At 71.5% G+C, this 21,015-nt stretch carries 19 protein-coding genes; 8 read left to right on the forward strand and 11 right to left on the reverse strand.

The window, feature by feature from the left end; genetic code table 11:
• Position 1: 1 nt before the first annotated feature.
• From AB0B86_RS32410 to AB0B86_RS32430, 5 genes are all read left to right on the forward strand, one after another.
• On the forward strand, positions 2-889 hold the full coding sequence (locus AB0B86_RS32410) for a carbohydrate ABC transporter permease (protein WP_357407303.1): 888 nt from the start codon (positions 2-4) through the stop codon (positions 887-889).
• Entirely contained in the window at positions 886-3,117 is a 2,232-nt protein-coding gene (gene yicI / locus AB0B86_RS32415; protein ID WP_357407305.1) for an alpha-xylosidase, read from the forward strand. The genes AB0B86_RS32410 and yicI overlap by 4 nt, the downstream gene beginning before the upstream one ends.
• Complete coding sequence (locus AB0B86_RS32420) at positions 3,114-4,523, forward strand: GH1 family beta-glucosidase (protein WP_357420466.1); 1,410 nt, start codon at positions 3,114-3,116, stop codon at positions 4,521-4,523. The genes yicI and AB0B86_RS32420 overlap by 4 nt, the downstream gene beginning before the upstream one ends.
• A gap of 245 nt (positions 4,524-4,768) precedes the next feature.
• Positions 4,769-5,725, forward strand: a complete 957-nt coding sequence (locus AB0B86_RS32425) for a helix-turn-helix domain-containing protein (protein WP_357407309.1) — start codon at positions 4,769-4,771, stop codon at positions 5,723-5,725.
• A gap of 28 nt (positions 5,726-5,753) precedes the next feature.
• Positions 5,754-6,401, forward strand: coding sequence for a DJ-1/PfpI family protein (locus AB0B86_RS32430; RefSeq protein WP_357407311.1), 648 nt, complete (start codon positions 5,754-5,756; stop codon positions 6,399-6,401).
• A 21-nt stretch (positions 6,402-6,422) separates the two neighbouring features.
• Here AB0B86_RS32430 and AB0B86_RS32435 read toward each other — a convergent pair whose 3' ends face one another.
• The 3 genes from AB0B86_RS32435 to AB0B86_RS32445 all read right to left on the reverse strand — a co-directional run bounded on the left by AB0B86_RS32435 (position 6,423) and on the right by AB0B86_RS32445 (position 9,557).
• On the reverse strand, positions 6,423-7,016 hold the full coding sequence (locus AB0B86_RS32435; RefSeq protein WP_357407313.1) for a nucleotidyltransferase family protein: 594 nt from the start codon (positions 7,014-7,016) through the stop codon (positions 6,423-6,425).
• Between the two features lie 217 nt (positions 7,017-7,233).
• On the reverse strand, positions 7,234-7,725 hold the full coding sequence (locus AB0B86_RS32440) for a hypothetical protein (protein WP_357407315.1): 492 nt from the start codon (positions 7,723-7,725) through the stop codon (positions 7,234-7,236).
• 122 nt (positions 7,726-7,847) lie between these two features.
• Positions 7,848-9,557, reverse strand: a complete 1,710-nt coding sequence (locus AB0B86_RS32445) for a bifunctional 3'-5' exonuclease/DNA polymerase (RefSeq protein WP_357420475.1) — start codon at positions 9,555-9,557, stop codon at positions 7,848-7,850.
• 120 nt (positions 9,558-9,677) lie between these two features.
• On the opposite strand from AB0B86_RS32445, the gene AB0B86_RS32450 reads away from it, so the two are divergent.
• Positions 9,678-11,420, forward strand: coding sequence for an ABC transporter ATP-binding protein (locus tag AB0B86_RS32450; RefSeq protein WP_357420468.1), 1,743 nt, complete (start codon positions 9,678-9,680; stop codon positions 11,418-11,420).
• A gap of 50 nt (positions 11,421-11,470) precedes the next feature.
• Positions 11,471-13,168 carry an ABC transporter ATP-binding protein gene (locus tag AB0B86_RS32455; RefSeq protein ID WP_357420477.1) on the forward strand — a complete coding sequence of 566 codons (1,698 nt, stop codon included), beginning with the start codon at positions 11,471-11,473 and terminating at the stop codon, positions 13,166-13,168.
• A gap of 4 nt (positions 13,169-13,172) precedes the next feature.
• Here AB0B86_RS32455 and AB0B86_RS32460 read toward each other — a convergent pair whose 3' ends face one another.
• From AB0B86_RS32460 to AB0B86_RS32480, 5 genes are read right to left on the reverse strand one after another with little or no spacing between them, the layout of a single operon-like run.
• On the reverse strand, positions 13,173-14,105 hold the full coding sequence (locus AB0B86_RS32460; protein ID WP_357407318.1) for a carbohydrate ABC transporter permease: 933 nt from the start codon (positions 14,103-14,105) through the stop codon (positions 13,173-13,175).
• Complete coding sequence (locus tag AB0B86_RS32465; protein ID WP_357407320.1) at positions 14,105-15,013, reverse strand: sugar ABC transporter permease; 909 nt, start codon at positions 15,011-15,013, stop codon at positions 14,105-14,107. The genes AB0B86_RS32460 and AB0B86_RS32465 overlap by 1 nt, the downstream gene beginning before the upstream one ends.
• Before the next feature lie 18 nt (positions 15,014-15,031).
• Complete coding sequence (gene ngcE, locus AB0B86_RS32470; protein WP_357407322.1) at positions 15,032-16,468, reverse strand: N-acetylglucosamine/diacetylchitobiose ABC transporter substrate-binding protein; 1,437 nt, start codon at positions 16,466-16,468, stop codon at positions 15,032-15,034.
• Between the two features lie 26 nt (positions 16,469-16,494).
• Entirely contained in the window at positions 16,495-17,244 is a 750-nt protein-coding gene (locus tag AB0B86_RS32475; protein ID WP_357407324.1) for an SIS domain-containing protein, read from the reverse strand.
• Positions 17,241-18,203 carry a MurR/RpiR family transcriptional regulator gene (locus AB0B86_RS32480; RefSeq protein ID WP_357407326.1) on the reverse strand — a complete coding sequence of 321 codons (963 nt, stop codon included), beginning with the start codon at positions 18,201-18,203 and terminating at the stop codon, positions 17,241-17,243. Before AB0B86_RS32480 ends, AB0B86_RS32475 begins: the two co-directional genes overlap by 4 nt.
• Positions 18,204-18,406: 203 nt before the next feature.
• Between AB0B86_RS32480 and AB0B86_RS32485 the strand changes: the two genes are divergently transcribed.
• Positions 18,407-19,393: a BadF/BadG/BcrA/BcrD ATPase family protein gene (locus tag AB0B86_RS32485; protein WP_357407328.1), complete on the forward strand. Its 987-nt coding sequence runs from the start codon at positions 18,407-18,409 to the stop codon at positions 19,391-19,393.
• Positions 19,394-19,459: 66 nt separating this feature from the next.
• Here the strand turns inward: AB0B86_RS32485 and AB0B86_RS32490 are convergent, their stop codons facing one another.
• Genes AB0B86_RS32490 through AB0B86_RS32500 form a run of 3 tightly spaced genes read right to left on the reverse strand, consistent with a single transcriptional unit; the run spans position 19,460 to position 20,601 of the window.
• Positions 19,460-19,894, reverse strand: coding sequence for an SRPBCC domain-containing protein (locus AB0B86_RS32490; RefSeq protein ID WP_357407330.1), 435 nt, complete (start codon positions 19,892-19,894; stop codon positions 19,460-19,462).
• Positions 19,887-20,234, reverse strand: coding sequence for a metalloregulator ArsR/SmtB family transcription factor (locus AB0B86_RS32495; protein ID WP_357420472.1), 348 nt, complete (start codon positions 20,232-20,234; stop codon positions 19,887-19,889). The genes AB0B86_RS32490 and AB0B86_RS32495 overlap by 8 nt, the downstream gene beginning before the upstream one ends.
• Positions 20,227-20,601 (reverse strand): glyoxalase superfamily protein, encoded by a 375-nt coding sequence (locus AB0B86_RS32500; protein WP_357407334.1) that lies wholly within the window; start codon positions 20,599-20,601, stop codon positions 20,227-20,229. Before AB0B86_RS32500 ends, AB0B86_RS32495 begins: the two co-directional genes overlap by 8 nt.
• Positions 20,602-21,015 lie beyond the last annotated feature (414 nt).

A 21,015-nucleotide genomic window follows, 5' to 3' on the forward strand; every position in this document is an offset into this window, starting at 1 on the left:
CATGGCTGTCACGCTCACACCGAGCACCGCGCCGGTCGCGCCACGTCGGCACGTACCCGATCGGCACCACCGTGGCGTCAGCCGCTGGGTGGTGCTCGCCCTGGTCGTCCTCGGCGCGCTGGTCATGCTCGTGCCGTTCGCGTTCATGCTGCTCAACGCGTTCAAGTCGCCGGGCGACTACTCCTCGGGTGGCCCGTTGAGCTGGCCGACGGAGTTCTACACAAAGGGTCTGCGCACGTACTGGACCGCTGTCGACTTCCCGCTCAAGCTCTGGAACTCGGCGCTCATCGCCGGCTGCGTGGCAGTGCTCGGCGTCGCCGTCTCGCTGCTCAACGCGTACGCCCTGGGCATTGGCCGGGTCCGCGGCCGGCTCTGGATCGTCGGTCTCTTCCTGCTCGCCAACATGCTGCCGCAGGAGGCGCTGATCTACCCGCTGTACTACGCGGCCAAGGAGGTCGGGCTCTACAACACCCGACTCGCGGTGATCATCATCTTCACGGTGATCCAGAGCGCGTTCGGCACGTACCTGCTCGCCTCGGTGCTGGGCACGTTCCCCCGCTCGCTGCTGGAGGCGGCGGCGCTCGACGGCGCGGGCAAGTGGACGGTGTTGTGGCGGGTGGTCTTCCCCAACCTGCGCCCCACCCTGTCGGTGCTGCTCATCTTCTTCTTCATCTGGACCTGGAACGAGTTCCTCATCCCGCTGGTCATGCTCATCGACAACCAGACGCAGACCATCCCGGTCGCGCTCGCGTCGTTGCAGGGCGACCGGCTGATGGACGCGCCGACCACCAACGCCGGCGCGCTGATCAGCCTGGTACCGGCCATCCTCTTCTTCCTCATCTTCCAGCGCACTCTGGCGCGCGGCATCACGGCAGGAGCCGAGAAGTGAAGTTCACCGACGGGTACTGGCAACTGCGTCCCGGGGTAAGCGTCCTGCGCCCCGGCGTCGTGGAGTCGGTCGAGCCGGACGAGCGCGGCTTCACCGTCTTCGCGCCGACCGGCCAGCTCACCGGTCGCGGCGCCACCCTCAACCGACCCGTGGTCACCGTCCGGTTCTTCTCCCCCGCCCCCGGCGTCATCGGGGTGACCATCGCCCACCACACCGGTGGGCTGCCCCGCGAGCCGCACTTCGGGCTGAACACCGACGAGACGCACCCGGTCGCTGTCGACATCACCGGGATCAGCGCGACGTTGACCACCGGCGAGTTGACCGCGCGGGTCGCGCTCATCGACGGCTGGCGGGTCGAGTTCCGGCACGGCGACCGGCTCGTCACCGCGTCCACCGAGCGCAGCATCGGCGTCGTCACCGACGGCGAGGGCCGCCGGCACGTACACGAGCGGCTCGCCCTGGGCGTCGGTGAGACGGTGTACGGGTTGGGTGAGCGCTTCGGCCCGTTCGTGAAGAACGGGCAGACCGTCGACATCTGGAACGCCGACGGGGGCACCGCCAGCGAACAGGCGTACAAGAACGTGCCGTTCTATCTGAGCAGCGCCGGCTACGGGGTGTTCGTGGACCACCCGGAGCACGTGTCGTTCGAGGTCGGCTCCGAGGTGGTCGCGCAGACCCAGTTCAGCGTCGAGGGTCAGTCGCTCACCTACTACGTCATCGACGGGCCCACACCGAAGGACGTGCTGCGCCGCTACACAGCGCTCACCGGCCGCCCGGCCCGGATCCCCGCCTGGTCGTACGGGCTGTGGCTGTCCACCTCGTTCACCACCTCGTACGACGAGAAGACCGTCACCGAGTTCGTCGACGGGATGGCCGAACGCGGGCTGCCGCTGTCGGTGTTCCACTTCGACTGCTTCTGGATGCGCCAGTTCCACTGGGTCGACTTCGTCTGGGACCCGGCGACCTTCCCGGACCCGGAGGGGATGCTGCGCCGGCTGCACGAGCGTGACCTGAAGGTGTGCGTCTGGATCAACCCGTACATCGCGCAGCGGTCGTACCTGTTCGAGGAGGGGCGCGAGGCCGGTTACCTGGTCCGCAACCCGGACGGTTCGGTCTGGCAGTGGGACAAGTGGCAGGCCGGCATGGCGCTCGTCGACTTCACCAACCCGGACGCGGTGCGCTGGTTCACCGGCAAGCTCAAGGCGCTGCTCGACATGGGCGTCGACTGCTTCAAGACCGACTTCGGTGAGCGCATCCCGACCGACGTGGTCTGGCACGACGGTTCGGACCCGCAGCGGATGCACAACTACTACTCCTACCTCTACAACAAGGCGGTCTTCGAGTTGCTGGAGACCGAACGCGGCGAGGGCGAGGCGGTGCTGTTCGCCCGCTCGGCCACCACCGGCGGCCAGCAGTTCCCGGTGCACTGGGGTGGCGACTGCGAGGCGACGTTCGTCGCGATGGCCGAGTCGCTGCGCGGCGGGTTGTCCCTGGCCGCGTCCGGCTTCGGCTACTGGAGCCACGACATCGGCGGCTTCGAGGGCACCCCCGATCCGACGGTGTTCAAGCGGTGGGTCGCCTTCGGGTTGCTCTCCTCGCACTCCCGGCTGCACGGCTCGGGGTCGTACCGGGTGCCGTGGGCGTTCGACGAGGAGGCCGTCGACGTGCTGCGCCACTTCACCCGGCTCAAGCTCGGCCTGATGCCGTACCTGGCGGCCGCCGCGCAGGAGGCGCACCGCAACGGTACGCCGGTGATGCGCCCGATGTTCCTGGAGTTCCCGGACGATCCGGCCACGGCGCACCTGGACCGGCAGTACATGCTCGGCCCCGACGTCCTTGTCGCACCGGTGTTGAGCGCCGACGGCACCGTCACCTACTACGTGCCGGCCGGCACCTGGACGCACCTGGTCAGCGGCGCTCAGGTCACCGGTCCGGCGTGGGTCACCGAGAAACACGCGATCGACAGCCTGCCGGTGCTGGCCCGGCCCGGCGCGGTCATCCCGTTCGGCTCCCGCACCGACCGACCCGACTACGAGTGGGCCGACGATGTGCGGCTACGGCTGTACGCACCGGCCGAGGGGCAGCGGACCCGGGTACGGGTACCGTCACCCGGGGACGGGCCGGGCGCCGAGTTCGACGTGCGCTACGAGGCGGCGACGGCCAGTGTCGAACTGGTCGCCGGCACCTCGACGGGCTACAGCTGCGAGATCCAGGGGACGCAACGATGACGCAACACCACTTCCCGGAAGGCTTCGTCTGGGGGTCCGCGACGGCGGCGTACCAGATCGAGGGTGCGGTCACCGAGGACGGGCGCGGACCGTCCATCTGGGACACCTACAGCCACACGCCGGGTCGGACGTTGAACGGTGACACCGGCGACGTGGCTGCCGACCACTACCACAGGTGGGCCGACGACCTCGGGCACGTCGCCGACCTGGGGCTCAGCGCGTACCGGTTCTCCATCGCCTGGCCGCGGGTGCAGCCGGGCGGTTCGGGCCGCTTCAACCAGGCCGGCATCGACTTCTACGCACGGCTGGTGGACGGTCTGCTGGACCGGGGCATCCAGCCGGTGGCCACGATGTACCACTGGGACCTGCCGCAGGAGTTGGAGGACGCTGGCGGCTGGGCGTCCCGGGAGACCGCGCTGCGCTTCCAGGAGTACGCGGCCGGCATCGTCGGCGCGCTTGGCGACCGGGTGCACACCTGGACGACGCTCAACGAGCCGTGGTGCTCGGCGTACCTGGGCTACGCCTCCGGGGTGCACGCGCCGGGTCGGACCGAGCCGGCGGCGGCACTGGCCGCGGTGCACCACCTCAACCTGGCGCACGGCCTGGCCGGTCGGGTGGTCCGGGAGCTGGCGCCCGCCGCCGAGCTGTCGGTGACGTTGAACCTGCACGTCATCCGGGGCGCCTCGGACTCGGCGGCGGACCAGGACGCGGTGCGGCGGATCGACGCGTTGGCCAACCGTGCGTTCCTCGGCCCGATGCTCGACGGGGAATACCCGGCCGACCTGCTGGCCGACACCGCGTCCGTCACCGACTGGTCGTTCGTGCGTGCCGGTGACGAGAAGCTGATCGCGGTGCCGCTGGACGTGCTCGGGGTCAACTACTACTCCAGCACCCTGGTCCGGGCGTGGGACGGCGTGTCGGCCCGCTCCGACGCCGACGGGCACGGTGCGTCGGCCTCGACGCCGTGGGTCGCCGCGGACGACGTCGACTTCCTGCCGCAGCCCGGCCCGTACACGGCGATGGGTTGGAACATCGACCCGCCGGCCCTTACCGAACTGCTGCTGCGCCTGCACCGCGAATACCCCAGCCAGCCGATGATGATCACCGAGAACGGTGCGGCGTTCGACGACGTGGTGTCGGCCGACGGGCGGATCCACGACGACCGGCGGATCGACTACCTGCGTCGGCACATCGGCGCGATGGCCGACGCCCGCGCGCAGGGCGCGGACGTGCGCGGTTACTTCGTCTGGTCGCTGCTCGACAACTTCGAGTGGGGTTACGGCTACGACCGCCGTTTCGGGATCATCCGGGTCGACTACGACACCCAGGAGCGCATCTGGAAGGACAGCGCCCACTGGTACCAGCGGCTCGCCGCCACCGGAAAGCTCGACTCGGCGCAGGACTGACCGGAGGGCTCTCGCCATCCGCTGTGGCTGCCCGCCCTCTCGATGTGCCGGTGAGCGGTTTACCTCAGGGGTATGAACATGACCCTCAGGTATACCGCTCACCGCCGCAACCGATCCCACGAAGGTGACCGACGGTCACCGCCGGGTTAGGACGCTTCAACCCGGACCGGGGCGTCCACCGCCGTGTCACTTTCCGTGGCAACGGCGTCATGGCGCCACGATGGCTGCGTCGGCAGACTCGGGGCATGGTTGAGCACGTCACAGTTGTCGCCTTCCCGGGCATGCAGTCCCTCGACGTGACCGGGCCGTGGGAGGTCCTGACGGGGGCGAACCGGTACCGGGCGGCGCACGGTGAGCGCCCCGCGTACGACCTGAGGCTGGCGGGCAGGCAGGGCGCTGTCGCGTCCGAAAGCGGCCTCGTGATGGTGGCCGACGCGCTGGCAGAGCCCGTCAGCTCCGGCACCCTCGTCGTGCCCGGCGGCGCTGCGGCGGCGGCCGAGGACGAACACGCCGACCTCGTCGCCTGGCTGCGGCGGTGCCGCCCCACCCGGTTGTTGTCGATCTGCTCGGGGGCGTTCCTGTGCGCGCGGGCCGGGTTGCTGGGCGGTCGCAGGGTGACCACCCACTGGTCGCTGTCCAGGGCCCTCGGTCGGCGGTTCTGCGACCTCACCGTCGACCACGACGCCCTCTACGTGCACGACGGCCCGGTCTGGACCTCGGGTGGGGTCACGGCAGGAATCGATCTGGCACTTGCCGTCGTAGCGGCCGACCACGGGGCACGAGTCGCCCAGGAGATCGCCCGCTGGCTGGTGATGTTCCTGCACCGGCCCGGCCAGCAGGCGCAGTTCTCCGGCCCGGTGTGGTTGGAACGCGCCACAGAGAAGCGGATCGCCGCCGTTCAGCGGGTTCTCGACGCCGATCCGGCCGCGACACATCGGGTCGACGACCTTGCCGCGCGGTTCGCCATGTCACCCCGGCACTTTCAGCGGCTCTTCGCCCGGGAGACGGGACTCACCGTCGGGCGCTACCTCGCCGAACTGCGCCTGGAGGCGGCCAAACGCCTGCTGGTGCAGTCCGACCTGGGTCTCGACGCCGTGGCGGCCAGGGCGGGATTCGGATCCGCCGAGTCGCTGCGGCGGATTTTCGGCGATCGGCTCGGCACCACCCCTGGCGCTTTTCGCGAACGCTTCTCGACCCGCTGACCGCAACCCACCCGAGTAGGAGCCTCTGTTGACCCAGGTCGTCATCCCGCTGTACGAGCGTTTCACCGCGCTGGACGTCATCGGCGTCTACCAGCCGTTGGCCCTCACTCCGGGCATCGAGGTGACCCTGGTCGCCGAACTCCCCGGCCCCGTCCGGGACGACTGCGGAGCGGCCTCACTGGTGGCCGAGTCCGGGTTCGACGACGTGATGGCGACCGACGTTCTCGTCGTCCCGGGAGGACCGGGGACCGTCCAGGCCCTGGCCGGACCACTACCGGGCTGGATCAGGCGGATCCACGAGACGACGACGTTCACCACCTCCGTCTGTTCCGGCTCGATTCTCCTCGGCGCGGCCGGGCTGCTGCGGGGGCGGCGCGCGACGAGTCACTACCGGGTGGCGCGGGAGTTGAGCCGCTTCGGCGCCGAGCCGACGAACCAGCGGGTCGTCGAAGAACTGGACGCACGGATCATCACCGCGGCCGGCGTGTCGAGCGGCATCGACATGGGGCTGAGACTCGTCGAACTCCTGACCGACCGGACGACCGCGCGGGCCGTTCAGCTCTGGATGGAGTACGACCCACAACCGCCGTTCGACAGCGGCCATCCCGACCGGGCCAGCCAGGAGGTGACCGCCCGAGCGGCGGCGTACGAGAGCGCGGCCCGGGTGGCGCGGTGACCTGCTGGTCGCCGACGCCTGCTACACCTCGACGCGCTGCGGCGGGACGGTGAGCCCGTAGAGCTCCATCAGCGCCGGGGTGTCGACCCGACTGCCGTCGGCCACCGAGTCGCAGGCGATGTCGACGATCTGGTCCTTGTGTGCCAGCAGGTACGGTCGGGCACCCACGTCGGCGCTGGCCAGGGTGGCGATGCCGGACCAGTGCCGACGACCGAAGAGCATCGGGTAGCCGCGCAGCCCGTCGTAGGTGGCGCAGACCAGCACGTCGGGGTACGGCAGCGCGGCCACCCGACGGACCGCCACGGCGGTCAGCCCCGGCATGTCGACCGGGACCACCACCACCGCCTCGATCCCCTCGTCGTCCATTGCCGCGAGGCCGGCCCGGATGGAGGAGCCGACCCCGGTGCCCCATGCCTTGTTGATGACGACGGTGACGCCGCCCAGGTCGGCGGTCTCCCGGACCTGCTCGGCGGCGGCACCCAGCACGACCACGATCTGCTCGCAGCCCGCCTCGGTCATCGTGTCGATCATCTGGTTGACCAGTGGCTTCTCGCCCTGGTGCAGCAGCGCCTCGGGACCACCGATCCGTCGTCCCCCGCCTGCGGCGATGATCATTCCTGCGATCCCGTTCAGCTGTGCCCCCTCACGCATGGGAGCGACCGCTACCGATCCGCCCCCTCCTACGGACACTGCAACGAGGACGGCCGGCCGGGAGTAGCGGGGCGAAAAGGAGAAATAGCACAACCGTTACACGCCCGGCGGCTCCCCTCAGAGCGGTCGGGCGAGGATGCGTCGTGGACCGGCGGGAGTCCCGGCGGCCGTCGAGCGGCGGTCAGCCCACCTGGGGAGACAGCGCGACCGCCGTGCCACCCCACCGCAGGGACACCCGTCGGGCCATCCAGCCGACGCCGCGGGCGGTGAGCGCGTACAGCACGACCGGGGCGAGGACGAGCAGCGCGGCGACTGCCGCGACAAGCGGCACGTACCCGGTGGGCACCTGCGTGGCGATCGCCCCGGCCACCGCGTACCCGGCGGCCAGCACGACCGCGACGGGCGCGGCCACCGCCACCACCCGACCGGTCCCCCGCCGCCGGCTGGCCAGCTCCGCGACCGCCACCGAGGGCAGGAAGAGCAGTGGTACCAGGGCCACGCCGAGCACGGCGGCGATCAACACGAGCATCGGCCCGGCCAGTGGGCCGCCCACCTCGGAACCGGTGGCCAACGTGTAGGCCAGCAGCCCGAGGTAGCCCACTATCGCCTCGGCGACGAAGACCAACCAGGCGACGACAATGCCAGCCAGGTGACGGGCGATTCCGGCAACCACGGCGCACCTCCCCCGTTGCGACGACGACTATCCGACGCCAGCGGTGAGGCTAACCGAGTCGGCCCCCTCGGCGAGGTTCCACCCCACGCGGCCCACCCCGACGACCTGCGCAACCGCGCGGGTCAGGCCGCGTCGGCGTAACACTCCACGATGGACAGATCCAGCGGGAACCGGACCGGCGTCACACCGAACAGCAATGCGGAGGCCTGCTCGCCGCACCGGCTGACGGCCTCGGCGACCGCCTCCGCCTGCGCGGCGGGCGCATGCACGACCACCTCGTCGTGCTGGAAGAAGACCAGCTGCGCGTCGCTGCCGGCCAACTCCGTGCGCAGCGTGGCAAGCAAGGTGGCGGCCCACTCGGCGGCGGTCGCCTGGATGACGAAGTTGCGGGTGAACCGGCCCCGGGATCGCGCGGCACGAGCCCGGGGACCGTGTGGGTCAGCCGCCCCGTCCGGATCGGAGGGCGCGTCGTCGGGATCACCGAACCCCACCGAACCGGGCGGGCACGTCCGCCCCAACCACGACCGCACCAGCCCACCCGCCTCGCCGGTGCGCGCCGCCGCCTCGACGTAACCGAACGCCGTCGGGTAGCTGCGCTTCAGCACCGCCAACGCGGGCACCGCCGCGCCGCCGGTCTGCCCGTACATCGCGCCGAGCAGGGCCACCTTGGCCTTGGCCCGGTCGCCGCCGAACGAGTCGCGGGCCAGCGCGGCATAGAGGTCGCCGGCTCCGCCGGCCGCCGCCAGCCGCGCGTCGCCGGACACCGCCGCCAGCACCCGCGGCTCCAACTGGCCGGCGTCGGCGACCACCAACCGCCAGCCCGGATCGGCCACCACCGCCCGGCGGATCACCTTCGGGATCTGCAAGGCGCCACCGCCGCGGGTCGCCCAGCGGCCGGAAACCACACCGGCCGGCACGTACTCCGGCCGGAACCGCCCGTCGCGCACCCACTGATCGAGCCAGGACCAGCCGTGCGCCGTCCAGATCCGGTAGAGCTCCTTGTATTCCAACAGCAGCGGCACCGCCGGATGGTCGACCCCGCGCAGCACCCAGGCCCGGGTGTTGGGCAGCTCCACCCCGGCCCGGGCGAAGGCCTTCAGCAGCTCCGCCGGGGACTCGGCGTGCAGGTGGCGGACGCCGAACGCGTCGGCGATCCGGGCGGCCAGCTCGGCGAGCCGGCGGGGCGGGCCACCGACCGGGGACGCCTCGCCGAGCAACTCGTGCAGGATCTCGTCGTGCACGTCGGCACGCCACGGCAACCCGGCGGCACCCATCTCCACAGCGATCAGCGCGCCCGCCGACTCGGCGGCCACCAGCAACCGGAACCGGCCGGGGTGCTCGGTCGCGGCGATGCGGGCGAGCTGGTCGGCGTACACCCGGGTCAGTGCCTCGATGCCCGGGCCCGGCGGGCCGGGCACCGTGTCGAAGAGCGCGCCCTGGCCGTGCCCGGGAGGTGCGGCGGCGCGCGGCGCCGGGTCGGGCGGCACCGGCGCGCCGGTCAACCGGGCCCAGGCCGCGGCCAGCGAGCGGGGCTCACCCCAGCGGCCCGCCTGCCCGAGCAGCAACGCCTCGGTCAACTCCACGTCGTGACACCTGTCGACCCGGACGCCGGCGCGCAGCAGCGGCGGGTAGGCGGAAGTGGCGGTGGACCAGACCCACCGCGGGTGCTCGGCGGCCTCGCGGGCGGCGACCGCGGCGGCCAGGTCGACGACGACCTCGGCCGGGCCGGTCGGGCGCCCGTCGGCAGCCAGCGGGCACAGCACGCCCCCACCCCGCTCGTCGGACACCACCGCCACCAGCACGAACGTGATTCTGCCTCCCCCTCCCGACAGAAACGGAGGCGCACCTCACCGGAAATGGGTCGGTCGGGCGGCGGAGCTGCTCGGTAGCGTGGTCAGGTGCCCCCGCAAATCCCCCATTCCGATCCTGGCACCCCCGACACGCGGGGTCCGATGCGATACCTGTGGTGGCTGGTCCGTTGCCAACCGTGGCGGGTGCTGCGCGGCAGCCTGTTCGGGACGGCCTGGATGGTCGGGCTGTCGGCGCGGCCCTACCTGATCTACCGAGCCGTCGACGACGGGCTGCGCGCCGGGGACACCCGCGCCCTGGCGTTCTGGGTCGCGACGATCATCGTCGCGGGAGTGGGCCTGTCCTACCTCGGCATCATGCGGCACCGCACGATGACCTTCATCCGGGAGGACGCCAAGGCGCGCTCGGCGGAGGTGCTGCTGCGCCACCTGTCCCGGATCGGCGCGGTGCTGCCGCGCCGGGTCGGCGCGGGCGAGGTGTCCACCATCGGCGGCTCCGACATCGACTGGGCCGCACAGGTGCTGACGCTTACCGGACCGGGCGTCGGCGCGATCGTGGCGTACGGGATCATCGCCGTGGTGCTCTGGTCGATCTCCCCGCTGCTGGCGCTCTGCGTGCTGCTGGGAGTGCCGGCGGTCGGCCTGGTCGTCGGCCCGCTGCTGCGCCGGCTGGAACGGGCCGAGTCGGTCTATCGGGGGCAGCAGGGCGCGCTCACGGCCCGCTCCGGAGACATCGTGGCGGGGCTGCGGGTGCTCGCCGGGGTGGGCGGCCGGGACCTGTTCGCCCGGCGGTACGCGGCCAGGTCCCAGGCCCTGCGCGCCGAGGGTTACCGGGTCGGCGCGGTGAACAGCTGGATCGACGCGGCGACAGTCGCCATCCCCGGGTTGTTCCTGGCCGCCGTGGTGTGGCTGACGGCTCGGATGGCGGTGACAGGTGCCGTCACGATCGGCGAGCTGGTCGCCGTCTACGGCTACGTGGCGACTCTGATCGTGCCGGTCTGGTTCCTGCTGGAGGGCAGCCACCAGCTGATCCGGGGGAGGGTCGCCGCCCGACGGATCGCCGACCTGCTCAACGTGACAGCGGACGAGGTCGGTGGCCCGGGTCGGCGATGGTCGGGCCCGGTGCCCGACCCCCGCCAGCCCGACGCCCGCCGGCCCGACGCCCTGGCCGCACCGGCCGGCCCCGCCGACCTGCACGACCCGGAGACCGGCCTGACCGTGCCCGCCGGCCGGCTGACCGGGGTGGCCGCCGACGACCCGGCCGCGGCCGTGGCGCTCGCCGACCGGCTCGGCCGCTACGTCGTCAGCGACACCACCTGGGGTGGCGTGCCGTTGGCCAGGGTCGCCCTGGACGAGGTCCGCGCCCGGATCGTGGTCGCCGACCACGACTCGTACCTCTTTGCCGGGACCCTGCGGGACGTGCTGTGCCCCGGGGGCGACGATCGCCGGATCCGGGCAGCCCTGCATGCCGCCTCGGCGGACGACATCGTCGACGCCCTGCCCGCCGGGCTGGACACCCCGCTGGACGCCCGGGCCCGGACCCTCTCCGGCGGTCAGCGCCAACGGGTGCGCCTGGCCCGGGCGCTGCTCAGCGAGCCGGAGGTGCTGATCCTCGTCGACCCGACCTCGGCGGTGGACGCGCACACCGAGGCGCGGATCGCCGAACGGTTACGCGTCGCCCGGGCCGGACGGACGACAGTGGTGATCGCCACCTCGCCGCTGCTGCTCGGCCGGGCCGACCTGGTGGCACACCTGGGCGCCGGCCGGAGCATCACCACCGGCAGCCACGCCGACCTGCTGGATTCCGACGCCGGCTACCGGCACCTGGTGGCCCGGGGCGATGCGGATCTCGACCAGCCCGCCGACACCGAGGAGGTCTACCGGTGAGCCCGCTGCCGGTGGCCGACCGGCGCACCGTACGGCGCGCCCTGCGGAACATGATCAGCCGGCACCGCCGGGCCGTCGGCGTCGTGCTGGCGCTGCACGGCGCGGCAGCGATCGCCGGCCTGGCCCCGCCGTGGCTGTTGGGCACCATCGTCGACCGCGTCACCGCGGGCGCCGGAGTGGCCACAGTGGACCGGCTGGCGCTGGCCATCGCCGGTTGTGTCCTGGTCAGCGCGCTGCTCTCCCGCTACGCCCAGTACGCCGGCCACCGCTTCGGTGAACGGGCCGTCGCCGAGCTGCGGGAGGAGTTCGTCTCCCGGACCCTCGGCCTGCCGGTCTCGGTCGTCGAGCGCGCCGGCTCCGGCGACCTGGCCACCCGCAGCTCGGTCGACGTCTCGACGGTCGGGACCACGGTGCGCGACGTGGTGCCCACCATCGTCATCGCCACGGTTCAGTTGATCTTGCTGTTCGGGGCGGTTTTCCTGCTGCACCCGCTGCTCGGTCTGGCGGCGCTGGCCGGGCTCCCGTCGATCGTGGCGGTCACCCGCTGGTACCTGCGGCGAGCCAGTCCCGCCTACCTCACCGAGGGCGCGGCGGCGGCCGAGTTGACCGAGACGCTCACCACCACCGCCGAAGGCGCCCGCACGGTGGAGGCGCTGCGGCTGACCGACGACCGGATCCGGCACGGCACCGCCCGGATCACCCGGGTGTGGCAGGCCCGCCGGGCGACCCTGGCGCTGCGTACGGTGTTCTTCTCGGTAGTCGAGGCCAGCTACCCGCTGCCGATCGCAGTGGTGCTGCTCGTCGGCGGCTACCTGCTCTCCCGGGATCTGGTCACCCTCGGCGCGGTGGTCGCCGCCGCGCTCTACCTGCAACAGGCGATCGATCCGTTGGACCGGCTGTTGCAGTGGACGGAGCAGGCGCAGCGCGGTTTCGCGTCGTACGCCCGGCTGCTCGGCGTCGGCATGGTCCCGCCGGAGCCACCCGGGCAGCCGGCCACGTCGCGGGGCGAACGGGTGGTCGTCCGCGGGGCGCGGTTCTCCTACTCCGGCGGGCCGGACGTGCTGCACGGCATCGACCTGGAGGTGCAGCCGGGTGAACGGCTGGCCGTCGTCGGTCCGTCGGGCGCCGGCAAGTCCACCCTGGCCCGGTTGCTGGCCGGGATCGACGCTCCCCGCCACGGCGTGGTCAGCATCGGCGGTTGCCCGGTCACCGACCTCGACCCCGCCGAGCGTCGACGGCGCATCGCCCTTGTCACCCAGGAACACCACGTCTTCATCGGCTCGGTGCGCGACAACCTCTCCTTCGCCGCGCCCGACGCGTCGGACGAGCAGATGCGCGCCGCGCTGGCGACAGTGGGCGCCGACTGGTACGCCGAGCTGCCCGACGGGCTCGACACGCAGCTCGGCGACGGGGCCCGGCAGCTCGGCGCGGCCGAGGCACAGCAGCTCGCGCTGGCCCGGCTGGTGCTCGCCGACCCGCACACGCTGATCCTCGACGAGGCGACCGCCGCGCTCGACCCGAGCACCGCGCGCCGTACCGAACGGACGCTGGCCGCGGTGCTGGTCGGACGGACCGTCATCGCCATCGCGCACCGGCTCAACACCGCGCACGACGCCGACCGGGTCGCCGTGCTGGCCGACGGGCGGATCACCGAGATCGGCAGCCACGACGACCTCGTGGCCGCCGACGGGGCGTACGCGGACCTGTGGCGCTCCTGGCACAGTCAGGCCGACGAGCGCCCGAGGTGACTGCCTACTTGACGGCGCCGGCGGTGAGGCCGGCCTGGATCTGGCGTTGGAAGACCGCGTACACGACGATCATCGGGAGGATGGCGATTGTCAGTGCGGCGAACAGTCCAGACCAGTCCGCCTGGTAGCCGGCGTTCACCGAGATGTTCGCGATGCCCTGGGTGAGCACCCACTTGTCCTCGTAGCCGCTGGGCAGCAGCACCAGCGGCAACTGGTACTGCGCCCACTGACCGATGATGTTGAAGATCGCCACGCTGATCAGGCCCGGCTTCGCCATCGGCATCATCACCTGGAAGAACAGCCGGGTGTGCCCGCAGCCGTCGATCATCCCCGCCTCGGCGACCGACGTCGGCAGCGTCTTGAAGAACGCGGCCAGGAAGAACACGGTGAACGGCAACGAGTACGCGGTGTAGACCAGCACCAGCCCGGTGTGGGTGCCCAACAGGCCCAGGTTCTGCACCACGAAGAAGAGCGGCACCAGGGCGAGGAAGACCGGGAAGGCCAACCCGGAGACGAACAGGTAGTAGATCGCCCGGTTCCCGATGAACTTGTACCGGGCCAGCACGTACGCGGCCATCGAGCCGAACAGCATGGTGCAGAAGGTGCTCGCCCCGACCACCAGCACGCTGTTGAGGAAGTACCTGCCGACGTGCGCCTTGGTCCAGGCCCGGCCGAAGTTCTCCCAGCGCAGTTCGGCCGGTAGCGTCCACGGGCTGCTGAAGATCTCGCTGGTGTTCTTGAACGCGGCCAGGAAGGTCCACAGGATCGGCACGATGACGATCACGGCCCACGCGGCGAGGGCCAGGTGACCGAGGCCGGCGAAGAGGCGTACCTCGGATCGGGGACCCCTGCCCCGGCGGCCGCCGGCGGCCTTCGGACCCGTGCTCGGCGGGGGCGGTGTGGCCGCCGTCGGCGGCAGCGTCGTCTGCGCGTCCATCAGTACTCCACGCTTTCCCGCTTGGTGAGCCGCAGCGTCAGCGCCGCGAACGTGAGGGTGAGGAAGAAGAGCGCCACACCCATCGCCGAGGCGTAGCCGTACTTCTGGTACGTGAACGCGTTGCGGTAGATCTCCACGGCGAGCACGGTGGTGGCGCCGTCCGGGCCACCCTGGTCGATGGAGAGCACCGCCACGACGGCGAACGCGTCGAACGCCGCGATGCCCAGATACACCCAGGCCACCTGGAGGGTGTCCCAGAGCAGCGGCAGGGTGACCCGGAAGAACAGGGTCACCCTGCTCGCCCCGTCCATCTCCGCGGCCTCGTAGATCTCACCGGGAATGGAGGCCATCCCGGCCGAGAAGAGCACCACGTAGAAGCCGACGGCCTGCCAGACCAGCACCCCGATGATCGACCAGAGCGCCAGGTTCGGCCGGATCAGGAACAGCACCGGGTCCAGCCCGATCTTCATCAGCACGCCGTTGATCAGGCCGGACTCGTCCGGCCGGTACACCGTCTGGAACAGCACCGCGATGATGGCCACCGCCAGGACCTGGGGGAAGAAGAACACCACCCGGTAGAACCTCGACCCCCAGACCCCCTGGCGTTGCCCGCCGCTGGCCTTGCCGCCCACATTGAGCAGGAAGGCGAAGAACAGCGCGATGGCGATGGTGATCAGCGGCAGGGCAAGCAGCAGTACGCCGTGGTGCTGGACCGCCTTCCAGAAGGTGCCGTCGTCGAGCAGCCTCCGGTAGTTGTCGAAGCCCACCCACCGCGGGGCCGACAGGCCCCGCCAGTTGGTCATCGAGATCTGGAACGCCTGCGCGTACGGCGCGATCACGAAGGTCACGTACAGCGCGACCGGGACGATCAGGAACCCGATCACGAACGGATACTTGCCGTGCCGCATGACCCTAGCTCCGATCGATCAGCGCTTGAACTTGGTGACGGAGCTGTCCTTCTTGATCGCGTCGGCCTTCTTCTGGATCCGCTCCACGAAGGCGTCCGCGTTGATCCGGCCGAACATCAGCTCGTTGGTGGCGGTCCGCGCCTCCGTGTCGAGCTCCTTGTACCAACCGTCGAAGTACAGGTTGAACACGTCCTGGCCGGCCGCCTTGAGCGCGGCCTGCGAGCTGGCCACACCGGGCGGGAAGGAGAAGCCCTCAGAGCCGGCGGTGACCACGGTCGGGGCCTTGACCACCTCGGTGAAGCCCTTCGCGCCCTCCTTCGACAGCATCTGGCGCATGTACTCCAGGCCGCCCTTGGGGTTCTTGCTCTTCGCCGAGACGAAGTAACCCTCACCCGCGGTGGCCCGCAGCGCGGTGGCCGGCAGCTTGTCCGAGGAGGACATGCTCGGCACCGGCATGAGCTGGTAGTCGAAGCCGGGCGGGGTGTCCTGCTTCTGCTCGCCCTCCAGCCAGTCGCCGCTGGGGTACAGGGCGACCTTGTACTGGTTCTGCCGCAGCTGCACGTCGGTGTGCTTGAGGCCCTCGAAGCTCTTGTCGCTGAACTTCGCCCCGACCTCGGCCCACGCCGTGGCCGCCTGCTTGATGGCGTCCTGCTTCCAGGCGCCGTCCTCCAGATTGTCGATGTTCTTCAGCACGTCCGTGCCGCCGATCTTGGCGGCGTGGGTGAGGATCACGTTCCACTGGTAGTAGGCCGCGTTCGCCCCGGCGTAGCCGTACGGGGTGATGCCCTTGGCCTTGATCGAGGTGAGCAGGGCGATGAAGTCGTCCCACGTCTTCGCCGGTGCCCAGCCGTTGTCCTTGAACAGCTTGCCGGAGTACCAGATACCGAAGACGGTGGAGACGTAGTACAGGACGAACGGCTTGCCGTTGAACGAGCCCGCCTCGATGGTGCCGGGCACCACCGTGTCGCGGACCTTCTTGGCCGGGTCGTCCACCGACGGGGCGTCCCACAGCTCGGTGAGGTCCTGCAGCTGACCGTCGGCGACCAACGCACCGAAGTCCATCAGCTTCTCGCCCGAGTTGTTCACGAACTCCGGCGGGTTGCCGGAGGCGAACCGCGGCTGGAGCACCGTGGAGACGGCCTGGGTGGCCTGGTGCTTGACCTCCGCCTTGGGGAACGCCTTCTTGTAGAGCGGCTCGTGCACGTCGGTGGCGTACTTCTCGCCGTAACCGCCGTTGAAGATGACCACCTCGATCGCGGCGTCCTCCTTGACGCCCAGCGGGTTCTTCTCGCTCTTGGTGCCACCGGCGACCTGCTCGTTCTCCTTGTCGCCGCCGCTTGTCGCGCAGGCGCTGAGCAGGCCGATGGCCGGGGTGGCGAGCATGCCCACGGCGGCGGCGCGACGCAGCACCGTGCGACGGTCGAGCGCGGCCGGGTGTTCGGGGGTATTCGACATCGTCGTCTCTCCTTGTGGAATTCGGGTCAGGCGGTACGCCGGAGACGCCCGGCGTACCGCGACTCGAGGGCGATGTTGTGCTCGTCCCCGCCGGGGACGTTGGCGGAGAGGTAGATAGGGGGCACCTCTCCGGCCTGGTGGAACCGTCGTACGACCTCCGCGGTCAGCAGCTGCGCCAGCAGCGCCGTGGTGACCGAGGAGACCGCACAGACCGCGCCGCCGCCCTCGAGCGGCAGCAGTGCATCGCCGTACGGCGCGCCGTTGTCCAGCACGACGTCGGCGAGGTCGGCGAGCCGCTGACCGGACGGGTGTCGTGGCGCGACCCGTGCGGTGTGCTCGGCCGAGGTGACCGCGATCAACGGATGACCGCGCTCGGTGACCAGCGCCGCCAGCTCGACCACCGAGCCGTTGATGCCGGATTGGGAGGCCACCACGAACACGTCCCGCGGCTGGGGCGCCGCGAGCGCGTAGATCTGGTGGGCGATGGAGGGGTCGCGTTCCAGCTTCGGGTCGGCGAGCACGTCGCGCGGCGCGTCACCGTGCAGCACCAGGTCCCGCACCGAGAGCCGGTTGGTGGGGACCAGCCCGCCGGCCCGGGCCACCAGCTCGGCGGCGAACGCCTCGGAGTGCCCGGCGCCGAACGCCTGGAGCACGCCGCCGTCGCGCAGGCTGTCGGCGATCAGGTCGGCCGCCCGGGTGATGCCGTCGGATTCCGAGTCGAGCAGCCGGTCGAGCACCGGGCGGACGGCGTCCGCGTACCCCTGGGCGCTGATCATGCGAGGGCTCCCTTCGCCGCCTTGTGGCCGTCGACGGCCTGCGCGGTCCGTCGGAAGGCCGCGTGGGCCCGGTCGTGCGTGCGTTGGGCGACGGCGATGTAGAGCAGGTCCAGCACCACCAGTTGGGGGTGCCGGGCGGAGAGCGCGTCCGGTCGGAAGGTGGTGGCCTGGCTGGCCGTGAGCAGCACGATGTCGGCCAGTTCGGCCAACGGTGAGCGGGGGAAGCCGGTGAGCGCGAGCGTGGTGGCGCCCCGGCTGCCCGCCTCGGCGAGCATCTCGATCGTCTCCCGGGTCTGGCCGGTGTGCGAGATGCCGAGCGCGACGTCGCCGACGCCGAGCAGCGCGGCGCTGGCCAGCCCCTCGTGCACGTCGCTCCAGGCCCAGGCTGCCACCCCGATGCGGTGCAGGCTGAACTGCATCTCCTCGCCGACGAGGGCGCTGCCGCTGGCCCCGAAGATGTTCACCCGGTTGGCGCCGGCGATCGCCACCGCGGCGCGTTCCACCTCGCCGAGGTCGAGCAGCGCGGCGGTGTCGTGCATCGCCCGGGTGTCGGCGGCCATGATCTGGTCGAGCACCCGTCCGAGCGGGTCGCTCGGCTGGATCTCGCGGCCGATGTCGACGGTCCAGCCGGCCGAGCGGGCCCGACCGGTCTCGGCGGCGATGCCCAGCCGCAGGTCGGCGTACCCCTCGAAGCCCATCGCCCGGCAGAAGCGGGTGATGGTCGCCGGTGAGGTGCCGCTGCGCTCGGCCAGCTCGACGATTGTGGATCGGGCCGCGGCCTCCGGGTCGCTGAGGACATGCTCGGCGACGCGGCGTAGCGCGCCGGTCAGTTCGCCGAGACTGTTGCGGACCCGGGCCAACACCCCGTCGGACGTCGATCCGAGGGCGTTTCGCCGGTCGATCGCGTCGGCGTCGACCACCGCGGTCCCCGCAGCGGTGTCCACCTCATGATCAACCATCGACGCCTCGCATTTTCGAAGGACTGTTAACTGATAGTGGTAAAATTTCTTACTGAACGACCGTCTATGTCAAGACCGTGGGCGAAGTTTTCAAACTGTTACCTGGCGCACGTCCCTCCGCGCCGCCTCGAAGTTGCCCCGCGCGGCCGCGCCGACCAGCATGAACAGGCCCAGAACCGCGCAGCGCAAGGAGGCCCGTGCCGATGTCCGACACCGTCGTGGTCGGTCTCGATGTCGGGGGTACGTCCACCCGGGCGACCGCCCTGACCCTCGCCGGCGAACGCCTCGGCACCGGCCGAGCCGGCGGCGGCAACCCCACCAGCCACGGCGCCGAACGGGCCGCCGCCGAACTGTTGACCGCGCTCCGCGAGGCGCTCGCCGACGTCGACCCGGCCCGGGTGGTCGCCGGCACCATCGGGCTGGCCGGGGCGGGCCGGCTGCTCGCCGACCCCGCCGGCCGGGCCGCCTTCGACCGGGCCTGGCACGACGCCGGCCTGCGCTGCCCGTACGCGGTGCACGGCGACGCCCTGGTCGCCTACGCCTCCGGCACCGCCGAGCCCGACGGGACGGTGCTCATCGCCGGCACCGGCGCGATCACCGCGCAGGTCGTCGACCTGCGCCTCGACCGGATCGCCGACGGCCACGGCTGGCTGCTCGGCGACGCCGGGTCGGGGTTCTGGCTCGGCCGAGAGGCCGTCCGCCGCCTCCTGGCCGACCTGGACGCCGCCCGCACCCCCGGCACACTGACCACGGCCGTCCTCACCGCACTGACCGGCAGCGCCGAGGTCGCCTCCCGGCCCCGCGACACCGTGGACGCCACGATCCAGGCGGTCACCCGCCGCCCGCCGATCGAGCTGGCCCGGCTGGCGCCGCTGGTCGTCACCGCCGCCGTCGACGGCGAACCCGTCGCCACCTCGCTGATCGCCGAGGCCGCAGGGCACCTGGCCGAGAGCGTGAGCCGGATCCGGCCGGCCGGGGCACGAACCCCGCTCGTCCTCGGCGGCGGTCTGCTCACCGGCGACACCCCGCTGGGCGCCGCGGTCCGCACCGAGGTCACCCGTCACTGGCCCGACGCGCCACTGCGTTCCGCGGGGGACGGCGCGGCGGCGGCCGCCTGGCTCGCCGCCCGCGACCTACCCCAGCTCACCGACCCGGCGGCCCTGCACGCGCGCCTCTTCCCCACGACCTGACCCCCCGCCCGGTACGCCCCCGCACCCGCCGCCGGTTCATTACCGCGTGGCGGTACCGGGGGCTGATCAGGTGGGGATCGTGTCGAGGGTCTCGGTGAGGCGGCGCCAGACGTGCGAGCGCCAGCCGCCGCCGAGCAGCGTGGCGGTGCGGCGCTGGAGCGGGTCGTCCGGATCGAAGCCCGCGTGTTCCAGGAAGAGCCGGGTGCCCCTCCCCTCGGCCACCAGCGTCCAGGTGACGACGGTGTCCAGCGTTCCGCCGCGCCAGGCCCAGCGCAGCAGGCGGTACGGGTCGAGGTCGAGCACCTCGCAGTGCACGACCCCGTCGAAGCCGTGCCCGGGGCGGGGGTCGGTACGCAGGGTGAACCGGTGCCCGACGACCGGTACGAAGTCGGTAGGCATCAGCCAGCGCCCGATCAGATCAGGATCGGTCAACGCCCGCCACACCTTCGCCGGTGGGTGCGGCAGGAACTGGTCCACCCGGATCGTGGTCTGCTCACTCATCGTCGACCTCGTCGACCTCGTCGACCTCGTCGACCTCGTCGAGCACGTCGCGCAGTGCGCCGAGCCGTCCCCGCCAGTACGCCTCGTACGGGCTCAGCCAGTCGGCGACCTGTCGCAGCGGCTCGGGGCGCAGCGCGTACAGCCGTTGCCGGCCGACCGGCCGCTCGACCACCAGGCCGGCGTCCTTGAGGACCCGCAGGTGCTCGGACAGGCTGGGCCGGCGCATGTCGAAGTGGTCGGCGAGGCGCTGCACCGGCTGCTGCCCTCCGTCGCGCAACAGCCGCAGCAGCTCCCGGCGGGTCGGGTTGGCCAGGGCGGCGAAGACGTCCGGTTCAGACACGGGTGGCCTGGAGGACGATGCCGTTGCCGTCCGGGTCGTGCAGCGTGGCATACCGGCCCCAGGGTGCGGACTGGATGTCGCTCTCGAACTCGACGCCCCGCTCCCGCAGGTGGGCGACGTCGGCGTCGAGGTCGTCGGTCTCCAGCACCATCCCCTTCAGCGAGCCGGGCGGCATCGTCGGAAACCAGGTGACCAGGGTCAGGGCGGTGGCGGCGCCCTTGGGCGCGACCTGCACCCAGCGCCCGCCGTCGGGGCCCATCGGGTTGTCCCAGACCAGGTCGAAGCCGAGGACGTCGACGTAGAAGTCGCGGGCCCGGTCCTGGTCGGTGACGGGTACAGAGACGAGTTGCACATGCGTGACTGTCATGCCGACCACAATAGGTAGGAGATTTCCTACCGGTCAAGCGTTCGCCGGCCCTCTGCGTGGGTCCATCGACGCACTGATCGGTATCGGACAACCTCGTGGCGCGTGATGGACGCGTACCCGACCGAGCCAGGCTCGGCGTCGACGACCGCGACCCGTCGGCGTACGCCATGACCGGCCGAGTCCGTCAGGGCTGGTCGGTCGGCGTCCGCATTGGCTGTGGGTTCGACCGCCGGCCGCCGCGGCAGTCGCGCGCCGCTCGTCGCGCGGGCCCGGCGGCGGTGATCGACTCGGGTTTCTCGAAGCCGGGGTGTCCAAGCCCCTTGGGCTCAAGTGGTTGTTGCAACGGGGTGGATTCTCGTCAGGATGAGGGGTCATGCCGGGGCAGAGGTTGTCGTCCGTTGAGCGGGCGCAGAT

Origin of the sequence: Micromonospora sp. NPDC049047 (assembly GCF_040649135.1) — a bacterium.
GTDB lineage: Bacteria > Actinomycetota > Actinomycetes > Mycobacteriales > Micromonosporaceae > Micromonospora.

Bases quoted from the DNA above. Each gene is read 5' to 3' on its own strand.
- AB0B86_RS32410 (WP_357407303.1), top strand. From the start codon at position 2: ATGGCTGTCACGCTCACACCGAGCACCGCGCCGGTCGCGCCACGTCGG.
- AB0B86_RS32420 (WP_357420466.1), top strand. From the start codon at position 3,114: ATGACGCAACACCACTTCCCGGAAGGCTTCGTCTGGGGGTCCGCGACG.
- AB0B86_RS32425 (WP_357407309.1), top strand. From the start codon at position 4,769: ATGGTTGAGCACGTCACAGTTGTCGCCTTCCCGGGCATGCAGTCCCTC.
- AB0B86_RS32435 (WP_357407313.1), bottom strand. From the start codon at position 7,016: ATGATCATCGCCGCAGGCGGGGGACGACGGATCGGTGGTCCCGAGGCG.
- AB0B86_RS32450 (WP_357420468.1), top strand. From the start codon at position 9,678: ATGCGATACCTGTGGTGGCTGGTCCGTTGCCAACCGTGGCGGGTGCTG.
- AB0B86_RS32455 (WP_357420477.1), top strand. From the start codon at position 11,471: ATGATCAGCCGGCACCGCCGGGCCGTCGGCGTCGTGCTGGCGCTGCAC.
- AB0B86_RS32460 (WP_357407318.1), bottom strand. From the start codon at position 14,105: ATGGACGCGCAGACGACGCTGCCGCCGACGGCGGCCACACCGCCCCCG.
- AB0B86_RS32465 (WP_357407320.1), bottom strand. From the start codon at position 15,013: ATGCGGCACGGCAAGTATCCGTTCGTGATCGGGTTCCTGATCGTCCCG.
- ngcE (WP_357407322.1), bottom strand. From the start codon at position 16,468: ATGTCGAATACCCCCGAACACCCGGCCGCGCTCGACCGTCGCACGGTG.
- AB0B86_RS32475 (WP_357407324.1), bottom strand. From the start codon at position 17,244: ATGATCAGCGCCCAGGGGTACGCGGACGCCGTCCGCCCGGTGCTCGAC.
- AB0B86_RS32480 (WP_357407326.1), bottom strand. From the start codon at position 18,203: ATGGTTGATCATGAGGTGGACACCGCTGCGGGGACCGCGGTGGTCGAC.
- AB0B86_RS32485 (WP_357407328.1), top strand. From the start codon at position 18,407: ATGTCCGACACCGTCGTGGTCGGTCTCGATGTCGGGGGTACGTCCACC.
- AB0B86_RS32490 (WP_357407330.1), bottom strand. From the start codon at position 19,894: ATGAGTGAGCAGACCACGATCCGGGTGGACCAGTTCCTGCCGCACCCA.
- AB0B86_RS32500 (WP_357407334.1), bottom strand. From the start codon at position 20,601: ATGACAGTCACGCATGTGCAACTCGTCTCTGTACCCGTCACCGACCAG.